Raw genomic sequence first — 18,924 nt, 5'->3', positions numbered from 1 at the left:
TGCGGCTGCCGCGCTGGAATTGGCGCAGCGGAACGGCTATCCCACCCGAAGGTCGAGGCTTTGTGAACCACCGGACAATCATGCGCTGTGATGTCGTCGTGCTCGGCGCGGGGATCGTGGGCGTCTCCGTCGCGTTGCATCTGCAGAAGCGCGGCCGCTCGGTCGTGCTTGTCGATCGCCGCGGAGCGGCGGAGGAAACCTCCTTCGGCAACGCCGGGCTCATCCAGCGCGAGGGTGTCTACCCCTACGGCTTCCCCCACGATTTCGGCGCGCTCTTGCGCTACGGCCTCAACCGTACCATCGACGCCGCGTATCATCCGTCGGCACTCGTGAAGCTCGCTCCCTTCCTGTGGAAGTACTGGCATCACTCCAAGCCCGCACATCACAACGAGATCGCGCATCTCTACGCCAAGCTGATCGAGCACTGCGTCACCGAGCACGACGCGCTCGCCGAGGAGGCGGGCGCAACCTCCTTCCTGCGCCGCACCGGCTGGATGAAGGTGTTCCGCACCGAGCGCGAGCGCGACATCCGCTTCGCCGAGGCTGCCCGCTGGAAGCGGGAGTTCGGGGTCGAATACCGGGAACTCGACGCCGGGACGCTGCAGGTGGAGGAGCCACATCTCGCGCCCGTGCTCGTCGGCGCCCTTCACTGGACGCAGCCCGTCTGCGTCAACGACCCGCACGGCCTCACGGTCGCCTATCTGCATCTCTTCCAGAAGCTCGGCGGCAAGTTCGTGCAGGGCAACGCCATGAGCCTCGCGCCGGAGGGGGCTGGCTGGCAGATGCGCACGGTCGAGGGGCCGCTCTCGGCGGGCGCCGCCGTCATCGCGCTCGGCCCGTGGGCGGACGTGGTGACGCGCGCGCTCGGCTATCATCTGCCGCTCGCGGTCAAGCGCGGCTACCACATGCACTATCGCCCGGCGGGCGAGGCGAGGCTCAACCACCCGGTGCTCGATACCGAGCGCGGCTACTTCCTCGCCCCCATGCAGCGCGGCATCCGCCTCACGACGGGGGCGGAGTTCGCGCTGCGCGATGCCATCAAGACCCCCGTGCAGCTCGGCCGGGCGGAGCCCATCGCGCGCGACCTCTTCCCGCTTGCAGAACGGCTCGACACCGAGCCGTGGATGGGCGCGCGTCCCTGCACGCCGGACATGATGCCGATCATCGGCCCGGCGCCGAAGCACAGGAACCTCTGGTTCTCCTTCGGCCACGCCCATCACGGGCTGACGCTCGGCCCGGTGACCGGGCGGCTCGTGGCCGAGATGATTACGGGCGAAACGCCCTTCGTCGATCCGGCGCCCTATCGCGTGGAGCGTTTCTGAGCCGTCCCATCCTGCGGCCGCAGGCAAGGCTCCGTGCCGTCCTGGCGGCGGCGGATCCCGCGCCGAGGGCGGTGCCGCTCTCCGGGGATCCCGCCGCGAGCTTCACTTGCGGGCCGTGGCCGCTCACGTCTTCGTGCATGCGGCGGCCTCATGGTCGTGGCTGGCATGTGCTGCCGCATGGGGCTCAGCGGCAAGCGGTCCGGACCGTGCCCTGGAGGCATGAAGAGCAAGGCTTTGCGTCGGTAGGGACGGGCTGCGGCGGCGGCGCTGCCGGAGGGCGGCCGGGGCAGGTCAATGTTGCTGCTGTACGCCCGGTGGTGGCGGCAGCGCTGGGGCCTCCGGGGCTGATGTGCTACAATAAATAGTTGATCGTGATGCGTTGCCCGGCATCCCGCGCCGGAGCCCTCAGGCTCCCCCTTCCGCGACCGGCGTCCTTGCGCATGCGATCGCTTCTCTGAACCGAAAAGGAGGGGAATGATGGAATACAAGCCCCTTTCCGACCTTAACCTCGTTGCCGATCTGCAGCCGGTCGAGCCCAGGAAGCCCATGTCGCGGCGGGAGCGCCTTGAGCGTTGGGCCGAGGTTCTCGAACGCGAGCCGGAGCGCGTGTTGAGTGCGCTCGAGGAGATCGAGTGGCGTCCGCGGGCCGAGCGGCTTGCCATGCGCGCGGACAATTCGCCTCTCTCGGTCGCCTATGCGGACGATGTGTTGCGGGCCGAAGGGCTCGCGAGCGACAAGCTCGGCGATGCGATGGACTTCTTCCAGCTCACGGAAGGCGAGGCGCATTGCATCCTCTGCTCGTGCATGGGTGGTCAGACCATCCTGGCGAGCGAGGCGGCGAGGCGCGCGCGCTGCGTCATCGCGCCGAAGCTCTGGTCGCTGTACGCGCATTGATGGATTGTCTCCGACGGATGGGCGCCATCCGTCGCGGACGAGCCCTGCCGAGGCGATGCATCGTCGCCCGGTCCCGATCGGCGGAGGGGCGCCATCCGCCGCGGGCCGGTGCGGCTTAGCGTCGGCATGCTGATCCTGTGCGTCCACCGGCCGCTGCGCGCTGCCGATGCGCGGCGAGCTGCGGCGGGGGATGACGCGGGCGGTATCGGGGCAAGCCTCAGATCCCGCAGCGTCGAGGCGGTCCGGCTGCGGAGGAGCGTGTTTCGCTCCACCGCGCTTGGCCGCAGTCGCCGATCCGTTCGGCGTCGTCGGCCGGAGGCAGCCCGGTGGCCGCTGGCCGGAACGATGTTTGCCATGTCCTGACTGATGCCGCTCGAACCGAGCGATCCCGGTCAAGGATGTGTCATCATGGTCATCGACGACTGGCTGATCGACCGCTGCGACCAGATAGTGTCCCATTTTCAGAAAGAGCATGGCGCGAGTCTGCCGGCGTTGCTGCGCGAGGCGACCATGGGAGCCATGGTGAGCTTGGTCGCACTGCCCTTTGCGCAGGCCTTCGACGGGCGGACCGTGACGGCCGCCATCACCATGCCCTTCGTGTTCATGGCCTTGCCAGCCCTGGGCCGCTGGCTCGTGCGCTATGCGCGCGATGCCGCCGAAGCGTGGAGCGAGGCGCTACAGCGCCGCTATCTCGCCATGGCGCAGGCGCATCGCATGGCCTACGCCTCCATGCGCATGATGCTCGTCGCGGCGGTCGTTCTCGCCGGCACGGCAGTGGCGCAAGGTCTCGCCGCCGGCGAGGGCCTCCGCCTGTCCTCGGCGACCTTCCTCATGCAGAGCCTGTTCGCGGCCGCCTGCTCCTATCTGCAATGCGCGACGCCGCAAACCCCGTCCCGGCGCCGGGACAGCGAAACGATGCTTGCCCTGGTGCCGATCGGCCGGCCGCGGTGAGGGTTCGATTGACCGCGAGGCTCACTCCACCGCGGCATAGGCCGTGGCGCCGGTGAGTTCCTGGACGCTGCGGTAGCGGTCGAGGCGGCGACCCATCATGTCCTCGAATTTCCGATGAACTTCGGCCACGGACAGCCCCTTGGCCTTCTTGCCCTTGCGCGCAAAGAAGATCGGCCGATTGGCACGGGCCGGTCTGGGCAGGAGCCGCGCGGCGACCGAGCCAGGCTTCTCGGCCAACTGCGCAATGAACCGCTCGGCATCGTCCGGCCCGAGGAAGTGGGCGAGGTAGGTCTCGCCGACGGTCAACTCGCGGCCGATGCGGGCTGCGATGCGTCCGGCATCCCGCTTCAGCATTTCGGCGGCGAGCACGGTGGCGAGATAGGGATCGGTGCGCAGGGAGAGGATGCGGGCACGGGTCTCGGGGTCGGCGACGACCGGATCGCCGTCCACAGTCGCGATCTCGGTCGCTTCCTTCAGCCGGCCGTGCCGGGCGCCGAAATCGCGCACGACCGTCAGCCATGTGCGCTCGATGAACTGAAACAGGCCAGCCGCGCTGGAGGTGCGCGCCTCGACTGCGGTCGCGAAGCTCGATTCCTTGTCCGCAATCGCCATGAGCAAGGCCGGATCCGTCTCGGTGGCGCGCGCTGCCCGGAGGATGGTCTCGACCAGGCCCCGCTTGATGCGCATCGGACCGAAGGTGAGCACCTGCTCCGGGTCAGCCGGGCCAGGCAGGCTCACCTCCTCGATCAATGCATCGTAGGGGGCGCGGTCGATCGCGGCGTCGCTTGCGGGGAGGGCGGCGGCGGCAACGGCGTCGATGGTCTCTTCGACCGTCGCGGGCGTGGGGGCTGTGGCCTCCTCCTCGACCTTTGCCTCCTCGATTCCCGGAATGGGCAGGACCAGTTGCACGACTGGCTCGGGCACGGTGAGAGCCAGAGGCGGCGTCGCCGCAACGGCCGGCCTGACACCCTCGATCGTGCCTGTCAGCGCCGTGACGGTGCCGGCGAAACCAACGGCAAGGATGGAGCAGATGACGAGTGCGCGGGCGACAACGGGAAGGGGCTGCGCAGACCGCACACCGAGCGTATTCTTGCGCGCCCTGCGTGCAAGATCTGCGTCCATTGGACAAAGATTGCCGATGCGGGTCGCGCCGGTTGGCGCCCCTGCTCGAAGTTCCATGTATATAATAACCCTGCCGAATTTTACGTAGCGTCATGTTGTTATTTGCAATCTGACGCTAATGGTCGGTTAACTTTCTAGTTGTGGCCAGAAAAAGGCAAAAATTGCGCTATATGTGTCGGAATGCCCGGCCTTGTACTGAGATACCTATGGTTTGTCGATTTTTTGCAGAACCTGCGTCATCCGGCGCCATTCCCCGCCTCTTCGGTAGCGGCAGGGCTTCGCCGGCGTTCTCAACCACCCCTGTGGCCGAAGCGGTCCTTCCAGGCCGGCAGGGCGCCCGGGAAGGGAAGGGCCGTCGCCTCGTAGACGCCACGGGCGCAGGCGCGGGCCAGAACGTCCGCGGCCAGGAGGCAGAGCTCGGCGAGATCGTAGATCGGGTCGGAGATCGGCCGACGACCCGTGGCGGCCGCGAAGACGATGTCACCGTCGAGCGGGGCATGCGCCGGCCGCAGCGCCCGGGCGAGACCATCGTGCGCGGAGAGCGCAAGGCGCTTCGCCTGACGCTTGTCGAGAATGGCGTCGGTCGCCACGAGGGCGATGGTCGTGTTGGCACCCGGGCCGCCCTTGAAGCGCGGCACGAGCGCCGACGCCGGGACATGCCGCGGAGCGCCGAGGCCGCCGAACTCGCCGTCGCGCTCATAGGGCGCGGCCCAGAAATGCGGGCCGTCGCCGACGGTCGTGCAGCCCACCGCATTGACGGCGACGAGGGCGCCGACCAGATGTCCCTTCCGCGTCACGGCGCTGGCCGTGCCGAGGCCGCCCTTGAGATTGGCGGTCGTGGCGCCGTAGCCCGCCCCGGCTGTCCCGAGGGCGAAATCGGGCGCGGCGGCGGCGACGGCCTCGGCGGCGAGCCGGCGATGCGGCGGCTCGCCGCCGCCCCCGTGAGCCCACGGCTTCAAGCCGCCGTTGTTGAGGTCAAACAGGATCGCCTGGGGCACGATGGGAACACGCGCGGCGCCGATGGCAAAGCCGCGGCCGCGCATGGACAGCACGCTCATGACGCCGCCTGCGGCGTCGAGGCCGAAGGCCGAGCCACCGGAGAAGACGATGGCATCTACCGCCCCGACCGTCATCTCCGGTTCGAGGGCAGCCGTGTCGCGCACGCCGGGCGCGCCGCCGAGGACGGCGACCGATGCGACGGCGGGCTCCTCGAACAGCGCCACGGTGACGCCGGAAGCGGCTGCGGGGTCGTGGGCATTTCCGACGTGAATGCCGGGCACGTCGGTGATGAGATTGCGCAAGCTGGCCATGCGGCGATGCTGCGCGATGGCACGGCGCCTTCACAAGAGGGAGAAGCGGCGTTCCACCGCCTTTCGCGTCACCGACCGGGCCGCTAGACAGGCAGCGTCATGATGAACATCTCCTACTCCGCTGCCGCCATCGCGGGCCTTCTGAGCTTTCTCAGCCCCTGCGTGCTGCCGCTCGTGCCGCCCTATCTGTCGTACCTCGCCGGCACGACGCTCGATCGGCTCAGCGCCCGGGAGGATGCCGGCGTCAACCAGCGCGCCCTGGTCGCGGCGCTCTTCTTCGTGCTCGGATTCTCGACCGTCTTCGTCGCGCTCGGCGCGACCGCCTCGGTGCTCGGCCAGGCCATCCGCCAGCACGTCGGTCTCCTGGGCACCATCGCCGGCATCGTCATCATCGCGATGGGACTGCATTTCCTCGGGGTCTTTCGCCTCTCCTTCCTCTATCGGGAGGCGCGGGTGAGCGTTGAGAAGCCGGCGGGGTTCGTCGGCGCCTATGTCATGGGGCTTGCCTTCGCCTTCGGCTGGACGCCCTGCATCGGGCCGATTCTCGCAGCGATTCTTGCTGTTGCCGGCTCCGAGGAGAGCGTGACACAGGGCGCGACCCTGCTTGCGGTCTATTCGGCCGGGCTCGGCGTACCCTTCGTGGCCGCAGCGCTGGCGATGAAGCCGTTCGTCGCCTTCCTCAAGCGGGCGCGCTCGCGCTTGACGCTGGTCGAAAAGGCGATGGGAGTGCTGCTCGTGCTGACCGGCATCGCCTTCCTCACCGGTACCCTGACGCAGATGTCCTTCTGGCTGCTCGAAACCTTCCCCGCTCTCGGCGAGCTCGGCTGAGGCCGACAGGCGCGCCGGGACCCGGCGCCCCGCTTCGCGCCGGCCGGTGCAGGCGAACGGGCCGCCTCCCTGAGACGACGGGGCCCATGTCCGATCCGGCGCAGCCGGACGGCCGCGTCCTTCGCGGTCGCCCGCTGGGCGCGGGTCTGGCCGATACGCGGCAAAGAAAAAGCCCGCCTCGGAAGACCGAGGCGGGCTTGTCCGGCGGGCCGGACGGTCGGCGCGATTACTGGATCTCGTTGCCCGAGTAGTCGATCTTGCCGTCGGCGCCCTTCTTCCAGACGTACATGACGTAGTCCGGACGCGTGATGTCGCCCTTCTTGTCATAGGCGATGTCGCCGATGACGGTCTTGAACGGTTTGCCCGACTTCATGACCTCGGAGATCTTCTTGCCGTCGAGGGAATTCGCCTGCTCCGCGGCCTGCTTGAGGATCTCGACAGCCGCATAGCTGTAGAGGGTGTAGGCCTCGGGGTCGAAGTTCTTCGCCTTGAACTTGGCGACGACATCCTTGGCGTTCGGGTTCCTGCGCGGATCGGGGCTGAAGGTCATCAGCGTGCCTTCGGCGCCGGGACCGGCGATCGAGACGAACTCGCTCGAGACGATGCCGTCACCGGACATCATCGGAGCCTTCAGGCCCTGGTCGCGCATCTGGCGGATGATGAGGCCGGCTTCGGTGTGCAGGCCACCGAAGTAGACGACATCGACGTTGGCCGCCTTCAGCTTGGACACGAGCGCGGAATAGTCCTTCTCACCCGTGTTGATGCCCTCGTACAGCACTTCCTTGAGGCCCTTGGCGTTCATCGCCTTCTGGGTCTCGTCGGCGAGGCCCTTGCCGTAGGGCGTCTTGTCGTGGACGATCGCCACCTTCTTGCCGGTGAAGTTCTTGGCGAGATATTCACCCGCCACGATGCCCTGCTGGTCGTCGCGGCCGCAGGTGCGGAAGGTGTTCCACATGCCGCGCTCGGTGAACTTGGGGTTCGTCGAGGCAGGTGTGATCTGCACGATGCCGGATTCCTGATAGACCTCCGACGCCGGGATGGAGACGCCCGAGTTGAAGTGGCCGACCACCATCTTCACGCCATCGCCGACGAACTTGTTGGCGACGGAGACGCCCTGCTTGGGATCGGACACGTCGTCGCCGACGATCACCTGAATCTTCTGGCCGAGAATGCCGCCGGCGGCGTTGATGTCTTCCACCGCCTGCTCGACGCCCTTCTTGAGCTGCTCGCCGAAGGCCGCGTTAGGGCCGGTGATCGGCCCGGCGACGCCGAGCTTCACCTGCGCGTTGGCGGCGCCGGCGAAGGCGAGGCCGAGACCGAACGCGATGCCGGTCAACAGCATTTTCCTCATGAGTTACTCCTCTGGGTATTCACCGGACCTCATTCGGTCCGGCCAGCGGGTGGTCCCGCCTTGGGGCGCTACTCTTGCGCCTTTTCTTGCCGAAGTCACCTGCGAATTGTGCCTGTGCTGCATCGCTGGAGGCCGCGGCAGATGAGAATGTGTATCGGCGGCACGATTATTTCAGGCGCCGCGGACCACCCCTGCCGCAGAACGATCGCTCTACGGCAGGACGGCATGCCTTTCCTTACGTCGGGTCCCGGCGGACCGGTGGCGATGCCCCGAGCTCGGCGCGCCGCCCAAGCGGAACCGACGGTTGCGGAACCGGCCCGCGCCGTCCCGAACCGCCGAGGCCTGGTCAGGCGCCCTGGCGGTCGCGCCAGGTCAACGGGCCCGTGCGCTGGTAGAGCCAGCGATACTGGGTCGTCATCTGCGAGGCACGCTTGTAGCGATAGCCGAGGAGACCGATGATGAGCACGACCAGCGCATCGGCCAGATAGTACTGCAGGGACAGCAGCGTGCCCTGGAACAGGGCGAAATGGATGAAACGGACGCCCGCGGCGAGGATGAGCAGATAGATCACGCACTGCCAGACCGGCGCCCAGACCAGGGCTGTCGCGCGCCCCGTCGTCCAGGCCGCCCACCCGCCCATGATGCATGTGACGAGGAGGAATAGCCAGATCGAGCTTTCCTCGTAGAGAATGCCCTGCATCGGTTTCGTCCTTCGAAGCTTTGATGGAGCGCAGGGGAGAGGAGGGCGGCTCAGTGCCGGCCACCCTCCAGATAGGCCGCCTGCACCTGCGGATTCTCCAGGAGTTCACGGCCCGTGCCCGACATCGTGATCGTGCCCGTCACCATGACGTAGGCGCGATGGGCGAGCTTCAGGGCGTGATAGGCGTTCTGCTCTACGAGGAAGATCGTCATGCCGTCCTTCTCGTTGAGCTCGCGGATGACGCTGAAGATCTGCCGCACAATGAGTGGGGCGAGGCCCAGCGACGGTTCGTCGAGAAGCAGGAGCCTCGGGCGGCTCATCAGGGCACGCGCGATGGCGAGCATCTGCTGCTCGCCGCCCGAGAGCGTGCCGCCGCGTTGCTGCAGGCGCTCCTTCAGGCGCGGGAACATCTTGCAGACGCGTTCCAGGTCCTCGTCGAAATGGGCGAAGCCGTTGACGGCGGCGCCCATCTGCAGGTTCTCGAACACCGTCATGCGCGGGAAGATGCGCCGCCCCTCGGGCGACTGCGCCATGTTGAGCCGCGCGATCTCGTGGGTGGGCAGCCGCGTGATATCGCGTCCGGCGTAGGTGATGGTGCCCTCGCGCGCCCGCGGATTGCCGAAGATCGTCATCATCAGCGTCGACTTGCCGGCGCCATTGGCGCCGATCAGCGTCACGATCTCGCCTTCATGCACGTCGAGGTCGACGCCCTTCAGCGCGATGATGTTGCCGTAATAGGTCTTCACGCCCCGAACGGAGAGCAGTGCGCTGCTGCGGGCCGCCGCCGCGCCGCCGGCCGGGGACATTGTCACGTCGCTCAGGCTCATACGCCGACCTCCGCCTCGACCTTCTCGACATCGCGGTCGTCGACGCCGAGATAGGCCGCGATGACCTTCTGATCGTGCTTCACCTCTGCCGGCGTGCCGTCCGCGATCTTGGTACCGTAGTCGAGCACGACGACATGGTCGGAGATCTCCATCACGACCGACATGTCGTGCTCGATGAGGAGGATCGAAGTGGCGTGGTCCTTGCGCACCGAAAGCAGAAGCTCGTTCAATTCGTGGCTCTCGCGCGGGTTGAGGCCCGCCGCCGGCTCGTCGAGGCACAAGAGCACGGGTTCCGTGCACATGGCCCGCGCGATCTCCAGGCGCCGCTGCGCGCCGTAGGGCAGGTCGCCGGCCGGATCGTCGGCACGGGCGAGAAGCCCCGTCTTGTCGAGCCAGTACTTCGCCTTGTCCATCGCCGCGCGCTCGGCCTTCGTGTAGCTCGGCAGGCCGAGCACGCCGAGGAAGGTGAAGCCTGAGGCGATCATCAGCGGGTTGTGCTGCGCCACCAGCAGGTTCTCGAGCACCGTCATGCCGGAGAACAGGCGGATGTTCTGGAAGGTGCGGGCGACCTTGGCCTTCCAGGCGATGCTATGGCCCGGCAGGCGCTCGAGCAGGAAGCTCGCACCGTCCACGTGCCGCAGGGAGAGCATGCCCTCCGTCGGCTTGTAGAAGCCGGTGATGCAGTTGAAGACCGTGGTCTTGCCCGCGCCGTTCGGCCCGATGAGAGCCGTGATGTCGCCGCGGGCAGCCTTGAAGGACAGGTCGTTGACAGCGACGAGGCCGCCGAAGCGCATCGTCAGATGCTGCATGTCCAGGATGGGATCGTCGAGCCAGCGCATCAGCCATGCCCCTCTTTCACCAGCGCGCCGGAGATCGCCTTGCGCACGCCGAGCGCGACCGACGGCTCGCGGTGCGAGATGAGGCCGCGGGGGCGCCACACCATCATGGCCACCATGGCGAGGCCGAACAGCAGCAGGCGGTACTCGTTGGGATCGAAGCCCTCGCCGAACACGGCCTTCAGGAAGCCGAGGTTGCGCAGCATCTCGGGCCCGCCGACCATCAGGACGGCCGCGACGGCGACGCCGACCTGGGAGCCCATGCCGCCGAGCACGACGATGGCGAGGATCGTCGCCGACTCGAGGAAGTTGAAGCTCTCCGGGCTGACGAAGCCCTGGCGCACCGCGAAGAAGGACCCCGCGATGCCGCCGAACATGGCGCCGAGCGCGAAGGCCGTGAGCTTCGTGTTGCGGGTGTTGATGCCGAGCGAGCGGCAGGCGATCTCGTCCTCGCGCAGGGCCTCCCAGGCCCGGCCGACGGGCAGGCGGCGCAGGCGCAGCGTGACGAAATTGGTGAGCAGCGCCAGGCCGAGGATGAGATAGTAGAGGAAGATCACCCGGTGCATCGGGCTGAACTCAAGCCCGAAGAGGCTCGCAAAGCCGCCTTCCTCGTTGGTGAAGGGCACGCCGAAGAAGCTGACGCGCGGGATCGAGGTGATGCCGGCGCCGCCGTTGGTCAGCTCCACCCAGTTGATGAGCACGAGGCGGATGATCTCGCCGAAGGCGAGCGTCACGATGGCGAGATAGTCGCCCCTCAGGCGCAGCACCGGGAAGCCGAGGAGGATGCCCCAGAAGGCGGCGAGGATGCCGGCGACCGGCAGGCAGATCCAGAACGACAGGCCGAAGGTCGTCGACAGCAGCGCGTAGGAATAGGCGCCGACCGCATAGAAGGCGACATAGCCGAGGTCGAGCAGGCCCGCGAGGCCCACCACGATGTTCAGCCCCCAGCCGAGCATGACATAGGTGAGGATCAGGATGCCGAGATCCACCCAGTAGCGCGACTCGGTGAGCCCGCCCGCCGCGAAATAGGAGAGCAGCGGGAAGGCCAGCGCGACGCCGAGAAAGACGGGCACCGCCAGCGCCAGCAGTCGGTGGGCGAGCCCCCGCGGCTTTTCCGTCGTCGTCCTGATGGCTTCCTTGCGCGAGCGCGCCACCTGCCTGGCAGCCGCCCAGCGCACGCCATAGAGCCGCAGCACGAACCGGAGCGCGAAGACGAGGGCGCAAGCGACGAGCACAAGCCCCCAGCGCGGGCGCAGGTAGAGCTCGTTGGCCTGGCTCTGGTCCGTGCGGAAGGAGAGGATCGGGATCGACAGACCGAACGTGACGAGCGTCGCCAAGCCCGCATCCTTCAGGGCGGTCGTGAAGTCGCCGTTCGCCGGCGCCGGGCGCTGCTGCGTCATCGTGGCCGTCGTCGGTTGAGGAGCGTTCATGATGGTGTCCTCGCTCCGACGTTCAGACTTTTTCGACTTCGGGTCGGCCGAGGATGCCCGAGGGCATGAAGATCAGCACGATCGCCAGGATCGAGAAAGCCGCGACGTCCTTGTATTCGATGGAGAAGTAGGCCGACCACAGGGTCTCGATGAGGCCGATGATGAGGCCGCCGAGCACGGCGCCGGGCAACGAGCCGATGCCTCCGAGGACGGCCGCCGTGAAGGCCTTCACGCCGGGCACGAAGCCGTCGTTGAAGCTCACCACGCCGTAGTAGAGGAGGTACATCGTGCCGGCGACGGCGGCGAGGGCCGCACCCATCACGAAGGTCATCGAGATGGTCTTGTCGACGTCGATGCCGAGCAGCGCCGCCATCTTGCGGTCCTGCTCGCAGGCGCGCTGGGCACGGCCGAGCGGCGTCTTCTGCACCACGTACCAGAAGGCCGCGAGCAACGCTGCCGTCGTCACCATGATGATGATCTGCTTGTAGGACAGCGCCACCGCATAGCCGTCGCGCTCGAAGAGCACGACGACGTCGCGCACCATCGGCGGGATCGGCTTGTTGCGGGCGCCCTGCGCCACCTGCACGAAGTTCGACAGGAAGATCGACACGCCGATGGCCGAGATCAGCGGCGCGAGGCGGAAGGAGCCGCGCAGCGGCCGGTAGGCCACGCGCTCGATCGCCCATCCCCACAGCGACGTCAGCAGCATGCCGATGACGAGCACCAGCAGCAACGCCAGGGCGACCGAACTAATCCCCAGCCATGTCGTCAGTATAAGGAAGAAGATCAGCGCGATGAATGCGCTGAGCATGAAGACATCACCGTGGGCGAAGTTCACCATGCCGATGATGCCGAAAACCATCGTATAGCCGATGGCGATGAGCCCATAGATCGAGCCCAGCGTCAGCCCATTGATGAGCTGCTGCGCGAATACTTCCATTATGACCGCTCACCCTCTGTGATCCAGCTCGCATTTTGTTTGTTTGGCCCGCCAGGTGCCGGCGAAAGCACCTATGCAGAACAAGCATGGACCTATGTTCCGTCCCCATATCAACCGAGATCGACGAAGACAATCGTCGACCGCCATACTCCCGTCAAAAAGCAACCAATGGCGCCTCCATGGCCGTCATTCCGATCGAATATTGCGCGCTGGATGGCCCTTGCGGGCAAAGCTGCAGTTCGACGATCGGGGCGTTCATCCCCTGTCCTTCACCTGGAAGCCGTGTGCGAGGGGGTCGCGGTCGTCGATGAAGATCGTGTTGTAGCCGGTCATGCGCGCCCAGCCTTCGATCGAGGGCACAACGGCGGAGAAGTTGCCGACCGTGGTCTCGGCCTCCACCCGGCCTCGAAACATGGTGCCGATGATGCTCTCATGGATGAAGCTGTCGCCCACCTTCAATTTTCCGAGAGCTGCCCACTGGGCCATGCGCGCCGACGTGCCCGTGCCGCAGGGCGAGCGGTCGATGGCCTTGTCGCCATAGAACACGGCGTTGCGCGCATGCGCTTCGGGGCTCTGTGGCCTCCCGGTCCAGAGCACGTGCGAGAGGCCCCGGATCGCCGGGTTCTCCGGGTGAACGAAATCGTACTTGTCGCGGAAGGCGGCGCGCACCCTGGGACTCCAGCGCAGGATGTCCGAGGGTTCCACGTCGGCGATGTCGGTGAAGGCCTCCTGGGGCTCCACGATGGCATAGAAGTTGCCGCCGTAGGCGACGTCAACCGTCAGCCTGCCGAGCCCTTCCACCTCCGCCTCCAGGCCGCGGGCATAGAGGAAGGATGGCACATTGGTGATGCGCACGCGCTCGACGAAGGGCCCGTTCTGTTCATAGCGGGCCTCGACGAGGCCGGCCGGCGTGTCGATGCGCAGGACGCCAGGCTCGCGCGGCTGCACGAGGCCACGCTCCAGCGCCATGGTCACCGTGCCGATGGTGCCGTGGCCGCACATGGGCAGGCAGCCCGAGGTCTCGATGAACAGGAAGGCGACATCGCAGTCCTCCCGCGTCGGCGGATAGAGGATGGCGCCCGACATCATGTCGTGCCCGCGCGGCTCGAACATGAGGCCGGTGCGGATCCAGTCGTATTCGGCGAGGAAGTGGGCCCGCTTCTCGCTCATGGTGCGGCCTTCGAGCCGCGGCCCGCCGCCGGCGACGACGCGCACCGGATTGCCGCAGGTGTGACCGTCGATGCAGAAGAAGGTGTGGGTCGCCATGGGCCTCGGAACCTCGGGTCTCAGAACCTGTCGGGGCGATAGGGGGCAAGATCGATGGGGCTCTGCCGGTCGGCGAGGAGATCGGCGACGAGGCGTGCCGTCGCGGCCGACTGGGTGAGCCCATAGTGTCCGTGGCCGAAGGCGTAGACGATCTTCGGGCTCGTCCTGGCACGGCCGATCACGGGCAGCGAATCGGGGATCGAGGGGCGAAAGCCCATCCAGACGCTGCCGACCTCGAAATCGGGCAGGGCCGGCAGGAAGCGCCTTGCCTTGGCGTGGATCGCCCGCGTGCGGGCGTGGTTCGGAGGGGCCGAGAGCCCGCCGAATTCGACCGCCCCGCCGACGCGAAAGCCGGTGTCGAGCGGTGTGGCGACGAAGCCGTGCCCCTCGAAGGCGATGGGCCGGCCGACAAGGCCCGTCACCCCCGGGAAGCTGACGTTGTAGCCGCGCTCCGTATCGAGCGGGATGCGGTCGCCCAGCGAGGCCGCGAGCGGTTTCGACCAGGCGCCGGCGGCAAGCACGACGGCATCGACCGAGATCGCGTCGGCGCCGTCGCAGGCGAGCCGCAACCCGCCGCCGACGGCGACGTTCGTTACCTGTCGCCGCAGGAAATGTGCTCCGCGCGCCAGGGCTGCCTCGAATACCGCCGTCGTCAACTGACGCGGATCCGAGACGTGCGCGATGTCGGGATGGAGGAAGGCGCCTACAACGCTCTGCGACAGGCCGGGTTCCATCCGGCGCAGGTCGGGGGCGCCGAGGCGCTCGACCGTGATGCCGAGCTCGCGCTGGCGCGCCGCCAGCCTGTCGGCCCGGGCGAAGGCCGCCGGATCGTCGTAGACATAAAGACCGCCGCGGCGGTGGATGAGGGCCTCGCAGCCGAGCTGGCCGGCGAGCCTCGTCCAGGCCGGCAGGGCGAGCGCCTGCAGGGCGGCAATGGCGGTGATGCTGCGCTCGTAGGCCGCGGGGCGGGCTGCCGCGACGAAACGCGCGAGCCAGGGCAGAAGCGGCAGGAGATAACCCGGCCGGATGGCGAGGGGGCCCAGCGGATCGACGAGGAAGCGCGGCACCTGCCGCAGGATCTTCGGCGAGGCGATGGGCAGGATGTCGGTATACGCGATCCAGCCGGCGTTGCCGCCGGAAGGGCCGGCGGCCGGCCCTTCGCGATCGACGACGAGGACGTCGTGGCCCTCGTCGAGCAGCGCGTGGGCTGCGGTCGCTCCGACGATGCCGGCGCCAACGACCGCGACCTTCATGGTCAGGCCCTCGCCGCCAGGCGGGGAGCCGCCAGCGCGGGCCGTGTGGCGAGCGCCCGCTTCACGACAGCCTCCACCGCCGCCCGTTCCTCGCCTGCGAGCGGCAGGCGCGGGGCGCGGCAACGGTCGTTCGAGCCGATGACCAGGGCCTCGACGAGCTTGATGTTCTGGACGAGCTTCGCGGACACGTCGAGATCGAGGAGCGGTTGGTACCACCGGTAGATGGCGGCAGCTTCCGCGATCCGCCCGGCCACCGCAAGCTCGTAGATCGCGACCGTCTCGGCCGGGAAGGCGCAGACGAGACCGGCTACCCAGCCGTGGGCGCCGAGCGCGAGGCTCTCCAGGGCGAGATTGTCGACGCCGGAGAAGATACGGTAGCGATCGCCGCAGGCATTGATGATCTTCGTCACGCGGCGCACGTCATCGGAGGATTCCTTCACCGCGACGAAGAGCGGATCGGCGGCGAGCTCGCCGAGCATCTCCGGCGTGATGTCGACGCCGTAGCTCACCGGGTTGTTGTAGATCATCACCGGCAGGCCGGCGGCCTTCGCCACGGCGCGATAGTGCGCGAGGGTCTCGCGGCGGTCCGAACGATAGGGCACGCCCGGCAGTACCATGAGGCCCGCCGCGCCGGCCGTGGCCGCCGCTTCCGCCAGCGCCGCGGCGCGTCGCGTCGAGCCCTCGACGACGGTGCACAGCACCGGCACGCGGCCGGTGGCGACACGGATTGCCGTCTTCAGCACCTCGATCTTCTCGCTGGCATCGAGCGTGGAGGCTTCGCCGAGCGACCCGCAGACGATGAGGCCGTGCACGCCGGCCTCGAGCTGCAGGGCGAAACAGCGCTCCATCTCGGCGATGTCGAGCCGATCATCGTCCGTGAACTTGCTCGTCACTGCGGGGAAGACGCCCCGCCAATCGGCCACGGCCATGCCTGCCTCCCTTGTTGGAATATTTGTGATATATTACATGTCCGGCAGCGGGCGTCAATTGCGTCGCCGCGGTGGCTGATGGATCACTGCGGCTCGCAGCGGAGCGGGGCCGCCTTCCGCCGGTCCGGCGCTTCGGTGGAGTGGGGCGCGAGGGATTGCAAGGGAATGGTCGATACGGGCGAGCTGACAGAAGCATCCGTCGAAGGGGAAGCGGCAGCCGCTGCCGAGACCCTGTCGGAGAAGGCCTACCGGTTGATCGAGGATCGGATCGTGCGCCTCGAACTCGCCCCCGGCGCGCGATTGACCGAGCAGGAGCTCGCCCAGCGCGTCGGGCTCGGCCGCACGCCGGTGCGCGAAGCCTTGCAGCGCCTCGTCGCCGACGGTCTGATCGTGGTCTTTCCGCGCAAGGGGATCGCGGTGGCCGCCATCAACCCACTCGACGTGCTGCTCGCCCTCGACACGAGGGCCGTGCTCGAGCGCCTCGTCGCCGGCGCGGCGGCGCGGCGCGCGACCGGTTCGACCCGTGCCGCGCTGCGCAAGCTCGCGGCCGACATCGAGGCAGCGGCGGCAGCGGGCGATCTCGAGCGCTACATGCAGCTCGACAGGGGTATCGACCGGCTGCTCGGCGAGATCGCGGGGAACCCGTTTGCCGTGCGCGCGCTGGCGCCGCTCGAGTCGATGGCCCGCCGCGCCTGGTTCTACTTCCGCAGGGACGAGGACCTGAAGACTGCTGCGCGATATCATGCGGCGGTCCTGGAAGCGGTCGCCGCCGGCGATCCAGGAGGTGCCGAGGCCGCCTCTGACGCCCTCGTCGCGCATGTGCGAGACGGCATCAAGGCGGCTATCGTGGCATTGTGACCTGCTGATCCGGGTTCGCGCCGGGGCGAGGTCCCGCAAGGCGCGCCGGGCGCGTCTGTCGCCTGTCGGTCCGGTTGCTTCGTGCCTGGCGGACCGCCATATGAGGGCCACGGCTGCCGCCCCCGCGGGCAGGCGCGGCGGGAGTAAGCATGCTCGACCGGATCATCCCCAACAGCGACGAACAGTTCGGCCATGCCCCCCGCAAGCCGGGCGAGGAGCCGCCGACCTCGCCGGTGTTTCGCGAGGCCATGAGCCGCATCGCGGGAGCCGTGCACATCGTTACGACCGGCGGCGCCGCAGGCCGGGCCGGCTTCACGGCGACGTCGTTCACCGCCGTTTCCGACGCCCCGCCCACGGTCCTCGTCTGCCTCAACGGGACGAGCCGCATCCTGCCGATCCTGGAGGCGAACGGCGTGTTCTGCGTCAACACGCTGGCGAGCGGCGACGAAGACATCGCTGACGTCTTCGCTGGCCGCACGGGCCTCCACGGCGAGGATCGTTTCTCGGTCGGCCAGTGGCGGCTGCTCGACACGGGCTCGCCGGCGCTTGGCAGCGCGCTCGCGTCGCTCGACTGCCGCCTCGTCGAGGCGAGGAGCATTGCAACGCACAGGGTCTTCATCGGCGAGGTTCTGGCGATCAGGATCGGTGGCGGATCGCCAGCGCTCCTTTATAAGGACCGCGGCTATCGCCGGCTCTGAGGCGCGTGCGGGCCTCGCCGGCGGAGCACGGCATTCAGCAGACGCAGGGCGAGCGGCGCCGATGACGATGGGCGTGCCCCAGTTTCATCTCTACGGCGAGGACACCGACGATGAGGTCTTCGACTTCATCCACGTCGAGACGATCGTCGCCCGTTCGTCGCGCCACAACTGGATCATCGCGCCCCACCGCCACCGGCATCTGTTCCAGGTGCTTATCCTTACCGAGGGCGGCGGCACCGCCACCTACGAAGAGAGCGAACACGTCTTCGCGGCGCCCTGCGTCCTTCTCGTCCCCCCGCTCGTCGTCCACGGTTTCCGTTTCACTCCGGGCACGGTCGGCCACATCGCAAGCTTCACGGAGGATGTGGTGCGCGGCGCCGCCGAAGCCCGCGGCAATGCCTACGAGCGCCTCATCGCGGCGGCGGCCGAGCCGGTTCTCGAACTGCACGACCCAAGGGATGCCGACCGGCTGTGTGGCCTCATCCGGGACCTGCACGACGAGCGCTTCCTGGCGCGCGAGGGCCATGCCCTTGCCATGCGGGCGCTCGTGACGCTCATCGCCATCGAGGTCGGCCGGCTGAAGCTCGCTGCGGCGCGCTCGCGCAGCACGGGCGCACAGGCGCCGGTCGAACGCAGCCATCCCGTCGTCGATCAGCTGAAGGGCCTCATCGAGGACCACTACCGCCACGAGCGGCAGATCGGCTTCTATGCCGCGCGCCTCGCCATGACGCCAGACCGGCTGAACGACCATGTCAAGCGCATCGCCGGCGTCACGGTGGGGCATCTCATCCGCCACCGGCTGCTCACCGAGGCGAAGCGCCAGCTCGTCTTCACCACGCTTGCGGCCTCCGAGATCGCCTATGATCTCGGCTTCGCCGACCCGTCCCACTTCTCCCGTTTCTTCCGCAAGCACGCCGGGCTCACGCCGCAGGAGTTCCGCGAGGGCCGCCGCGGCGGGCGATGATGACGCGGCGGCCGGCCAGCTTCCTCGCCGGCGCCAGGCTCACCGGTCGGCGTCGATCTCGGCAAAGACGGCTTCCGCCTCCTTGAAGGCATGGTTGGCTGCGGGCACGCCCGCGTAGATCGCCGACTGCAGGAGGATTTCCTTGATCTCGTCGCGGGTCAGCCCGTTGTTGAGGGCGCCGCGCACGTGGATGCGGAATTCGTCCCAATGGCGCAGGGCGGTCGTGACCGACAGGACGATGACCGAGCGCGTCCTGCGGTCGAGCCCGGGCCTCGACCAGATGTCCCCCCAGGCATAGCGGGTGATGAAATCCTGGAAGTCGGTATTGAAGGCATTGCGCCGGGCATTCGCCCGGTCGACCCAGGCGTCGCCGAGCACCGCTCGGCGCACCGTCATTCCCTGGGCGTAACGGTCCTCGTCTTTCATCCTACATCCCCGTTCGGTC

19 protein-coding genes are annotated in these 18,924 nt (G+C 67.9%); 7 read left to right on the top strand and 12 right to left on the bottom strand.

From position 1 onward, the window contains the following. Nucleotides 1–80: 80 nt before the first annotated feature. The 3 genes from QNA08_RS09255 (at nucleotide 81) to QNA08_RS09245 (ending at nucleotide 3,167) form a co-directional block, all read left to right on the top strand. Nucleotides 81–1,322, top strand: coding sequence for an NAD(P)/FAD-dependent oxidoreductase (locus tag QNA08_RS09255; RefSeq protein WP_283740417.1), 1,242 nt, complete (start codon nucleotides 81–83; stop codon nucleotides 1,320–1,322). A 477-nt stretch (nucleotides 1,323–1,799) separates the two neighbouring features. Next, a complete protein-coding gene (locus QNA08_RS09250) occupies nucleotides 1,800–2,216 on the top strand; it encodes a hypothetical protein (RefSeq protein ID WP_283740416.1) in 417 nt (138 codons plus the stop codon). A 408-nt stretch (nucleotides 2,217–2,624) separates the two neighbouring features. Then, complete coding sequence (locus tag QNA08_RS09245; protein ID WP_283740415.1) at nucleotides 2,625–3,167, top strand: hypothetical protein; 543 nt, start codon at nucleotides 2,625–2,627, stop codon at nucleotides 3,165–3,167. Nucleotides 3,168–3,188: 21 nt separating this feature from the next. Here the strand turns inward: QNA08_RS09245 and QNA08_RS09240 are convergent, their stop codons facing one another. Together QNA08_RS09240 and QNA08_RS09235 are read right to left on the bottom strand one after the other, a co-directional pair. Then, the gene (locus QNA08_RS09240) at nucleotides 3,189–4,289 is read right to left on the bottom strand and encodes a transglycosylase SLT domain-containing protein (protein ID WP_283740414.1); all 1,101 of its coding nucleotides are present in this window, start codon (nucleotides 4,287–4,289) and stop codon (nucleotides 3,189–3,191) included. 290 nt (nucleotides 4,290–4,579) lie between these two features. Further along, the gene (locus QNA08_RS09235; RefSeq protein ID WP_283740649.1) at nucleotides 4,580–5,590 is read right to left on the bottom strand and encodes a P1 family peptidase; all 1,011 of its coding nucleotides are present in this window, start codon (nucleotides 5,588–5,590) and stop codon (nucleotides 4,580–4,582) included. Nucleotides 5,591–5,698: 108 nt separating this feature from the next. Here QNA08_RS09235 and QNA08_RS09230 point away from each other — a divergent pair, with 108 nt between their 5' ends. Beyond that, entirely contained in the window at nucleotides 5,699–6,427 is a 729-nt protein-coding gene (locus QNA08_RS09230) for a cytochrome c biogenesis CcdA family protein (protein ID WP_283740413.1), read from the top strand. 226 nt (nucleotides 6,428–6,653) lie between these two features. Here the strand turns inward: QNA08_RS09230 and QNA08_RS09225 are convergent, their stop codons facing one another. From QNA08_RS09225 to QNA08_RS09185, 9 genes are all read right to left on the bottom strand, one after another. After that, nucleotides 6,654–7,778 (bottom strand): branched-chain amino acid ABC transporter substrate-binding protein, encoded by a 1,125-nt coding sequence (locus tag QNA08_RS09225; RefSeq protein WP_283740412.1) that lies wholly within the window; start codon nucleotides 7,776–7,778, stop codon nucleotides 6,654–6,656. Between the two features lie 346 nt (nucleotides 7,779–8,124). After that, nucleotides 8,125–8,478 carry a DUF6867 family protein gene (locus QNA08_RS09220; RefSeq protein ID WP_283740411.1) on the bottom strand — a complete coding sequence of 118 codons (354 nt, stop codon included), beginning with the start codon at nucleotides 8,476–8,478 and terminating at the stop codon, nucleotides 8,125–8,127. 50 nt (nucleotides 8,479–8,528) lie between these two features. Next, nucleotides 8,529–9,284: an ABC transporter ATP-binding protein gene (locus QNA08_RS09215; RefSeq protein WP_283740648.1), complete on the bottom strand. Its 756-nt coding sequence runs from the start codon at nucleotides 9,282–9,284 to the stop codon at nucleotides 8,529–8,531. A gap of 17 nt (nucleotides 9,285–9,301) precedes the next feature. Continuing rightward, a complete protein-coding gene (locus QNA08_RS09210) occupies nucleotides 9,302–10,144 on the bottom strand; it encodes an ABC transporter ATP-binding protein (RefSeq protein WP_283740410.1) in 843 nt (280 codons plus the stop codon). Then, on the bottom strand, nucleotides 10,144–11,571 hold the full coding sequence (gene livM / locus QNA08_RS09205; RefSeq protein ID WP_422679888.1) for a high-affinity branched-chain amino acid ABC transporter permease LivM: 1,428 nt from the start codon (nucleotides 11,569–11,571) through the stop codon (nucleotides 10,144–10,146). The genes QNA08_RS09210 and livM overlap by 1 nt, the downstream gene beginning before the upstream one ends. A gap of 22 nt (nucleotides 11,572–11,593) precedes the next feature. Beyond that, nucleotides 11,594–12,511 (bottom strand): branched-chain amino acid ABC transporter permease, encoded by a 918-nt coding sequence (locus QNA08_RS09200; RefSeq protein ID WP_283740409.1) that lies wholly within the window; start codon nucleotides 12,509–12,511, stop codon nucleotides 11,594–11,596. Nucleotides 12,512–12,766: 255 nt separating this feature from the next. Then, nucleotides 12,767–13,777, bottom strand: a complete 1,011-nt coding sequence (locus tag QNA08_RS09195) for a 4-hydroxyproline epimerase (RefSeq protein WP_283740408.1) — start codon at nucleotides 13,775–13,777, stop codon at nucleotides 12,767–12,769. Between the two features lie 20 nt (nucleotides 13,778–13,797). Next, on the bottom strand, nucleotides 13,798–15,030 hold the full coding sequence (locus QNA08_RS09190; protein WP_283740407.1) for an NAD(P)/FAD-dependent oxidoreductase: 1,233 nt from the start codon (nucleotides 15,028–15,030) through the stop codon (nucleotides 13,798–13,800). 2 nt (nucleotides 15,031–15,032) lie between these two features. Next, entirely contained in the window at nucleotides 15,033–15,959 is a 927-nt protein-coding gene (locus QNA08_RS09185; RefSeq protein WP_283740406.1) for a dihydrodipicolinate synthase family protein, read from the bottom strand. A gap of 165 nt (nucleotides 15,960–16,124) precedes the next feature. On the opposite strand from QNA08_RS09185, the gene QNA08_RS09180 reads away from it, so the two are divergent. From QNA08_RS09180 to QNA08_RS09170, 3 genes are all read left to right on the top strand, one after another. Then, entirely contained in the window at nucleotides 16,125–16,817 is a 693-nt protein-coding gene (locus tag QNA08_RS09180; protein ID WP_283740405.1) for a GntR family transcriptional regulator, read from the top strand. Nucleotides 16,818–16,966: 149 nt separating this feature from the next. After that, on the top strand, nucleotides 16,967–17,515 hold the full coding sequence (locus tag QNA08_RS09175) for a flavin reductase (protein WP_283740404.1): 549 nt from the start codon (nucleotides 16,967–16,969) through the stop codon (nucleotides 17,513–17,515). 61 nt (nucleotides 17,516–17,576) lie between these two features. After that, complete coding sequence (locus QNA08_RS09170; protein WP_283740403.1) at nucleotides 17,577–18,479, top strand: helix-turn-helix domain-containing protein; 903 nt, start codon at nucleotides 17,577–17,579, stop codon at nucleotides 18,477–18,479. 39 nt (nucleotides 18,480–18,518) lie between these two features. Here QNA08_RS09170 and pcaC read toward each other — a convergent pair whose 3' ends face one another. Continuing rightward, nucleotides 18,519–18,905 (bottom strand): 4-carboxymuconolactone decarboxylase, encoded by a 387-nt coding sequence (gene pcaC / locus QNA08_RS09165; protein ID WP_283740402.1) that lies wholly within the window; start codon nucleotides 18,903–18,905, stop codon nucleotides 18,519–18,521. Nucleotides 18,906–18,924: the final 19 nt, after the last annotated feature.

It is taken from the genome of Chelatococcus albus, assembly GCF_030067675.1.
Taxonomy (GTDB): domain Bacteria; phylum Pseudomonadota; class Alphaproteobacteria; order Rhizobiales; family Beijerinckiaceae; genus Chelatococcus_A; species Chelatococcus_A albus.
This window is presented reverse-complemented; position numbering and strand designations above follow the sequence as displayed.

Excerpts from the sequence above, each read along its gene's own strand:
- QNA08_RS09215 (WP_283740648.1), bottom strand. The coding sequence starts at position 9,284 with ATGTCCCCGGCCGGCGGCGCGGCGGCGGCCCGCAGCAGCGCACTGCTC.
- pcaC (WP_283740402.1), bottom strand. The coding sequence starts at position 18,905 with ATGAAAGACGAGGACCGTTACGCCCAGGGAATGACGGTGCGCCGAGCG.
- QNA08_RS09185 (WP_283740406.1), bottom strand. The coding sequence starts at position 15,959 with ATGGCCGTGGCCGATTGGCGGGGCGTCTTCCCCGCAGTGACGAGCAAG.
- QNA08_RS09240 (WP_283740414.1), bottom strand. The coding sequence starts at position 4,289 with ATGGACGCAGATCTTGCACGCAGGGCGCGCAAGAATACGCTCGGTGTG.
- QNA08_RS09180 (WP_283740405.1), top strand. The coding sequence starts at position 16,125 with ATGGTCGATACGGGCGAGCTGACAGAAGCATCCGTCGAAGGGGAAGCG.
- QNA08_RS09245 (WP_283740415.1), top strand. The coding sequence starts at position 2,625 with ATGGTCATCGACGACTGGCTGATCGACCGCTGCGACCAGATAGTGTCC.
- QNA08_RS09190 (WP_283740407.1), bottom strand. The coding sequence starts at position 15,030 with ATGAAGGTCGCGGTCGTTGGCGCCGGCATCGTCGGAGCGACCGCAGCC.
- QNA08_RS09250 (WP_283740416.1), top strand. The coding sequence starts at position 1,800 with ATGGAATACAAGCCCCTTTCCGACCTTAACCTCGTTGCCGATCTGCAG.
- QNA08_RS09220 (WP_283740411.1), bottom strand. The coding sequence starts at position 8,478 with ATGCAGGGCATTCTCTACGAGGAAAGCTCGATCTGGCTATTCCTCCTC.
- livM (WP_422679888.1), bottom strand. The coding sequence starts at position 11,571 with ATGAACGCTCCTCAACCGACGACGGCCACGATGACGCAGCAGCGCCCG.
- QNA08_RS09170 (WP_283740403.1), top strand. The coding sequence starts at position 17,577 with ATGACGATGGGCGTGCCCCAGTTTCATCTCTACGGCGAGGACACCGAC.
- QNA08_RS09230 (WP_283740413.1), top strand. The coding sequence starts at position 5,699 with ATGATGAACATCTCCTACTCCGCTGCCGCCATCGCGGGCCTTCTGAGC.
- QNA08_RS09200 (WP_283740409.1), bottom strand. The coding sequence starts at position 12,511 with ATGGAAGTATTCGCGCAGCAGCTCATCAATGGGCTGACGCTGGGCTCG.
- QNA08_RS09210 (WP_283740410.1), bottom strand. The coding sequence starts at position 10,144 with ATGCGCTGGCTCGACGATCCCATCCTGGACATGCAGCATCTGACGATG.
- QNA08_RS09255 (WP_283740417.1), top strand. The coding sequence starts at position 81 with ATGCGCTGTGATGTCGTCGTGCTCGGCGCGGGGATCGTGGGCGTCTCC.
- QNA08_RS09195 (WP_283740408.1), bottom strand. The coding sequence starts at position 13,777 with ATGGCGACCCACACCTTCTTCTGCATCGACGGTCACACCTGCGGCAAT.
- QNA08_RS09225 (WP_283740412.1), bottom strand. The coding sequence starts at position 7,778 with ATGAGGAAAATGCTGTTGACCGGCATCGCGTTCGGTCTCGGCCTCGCC.
- QNA08_RS09175 (WP_283740404.1), top strand. The coding sequence starts at position 16,967 with ATGCTCGACCGGATCATCCCCAACAGCGACGAACAGTTCGGCCATGCC.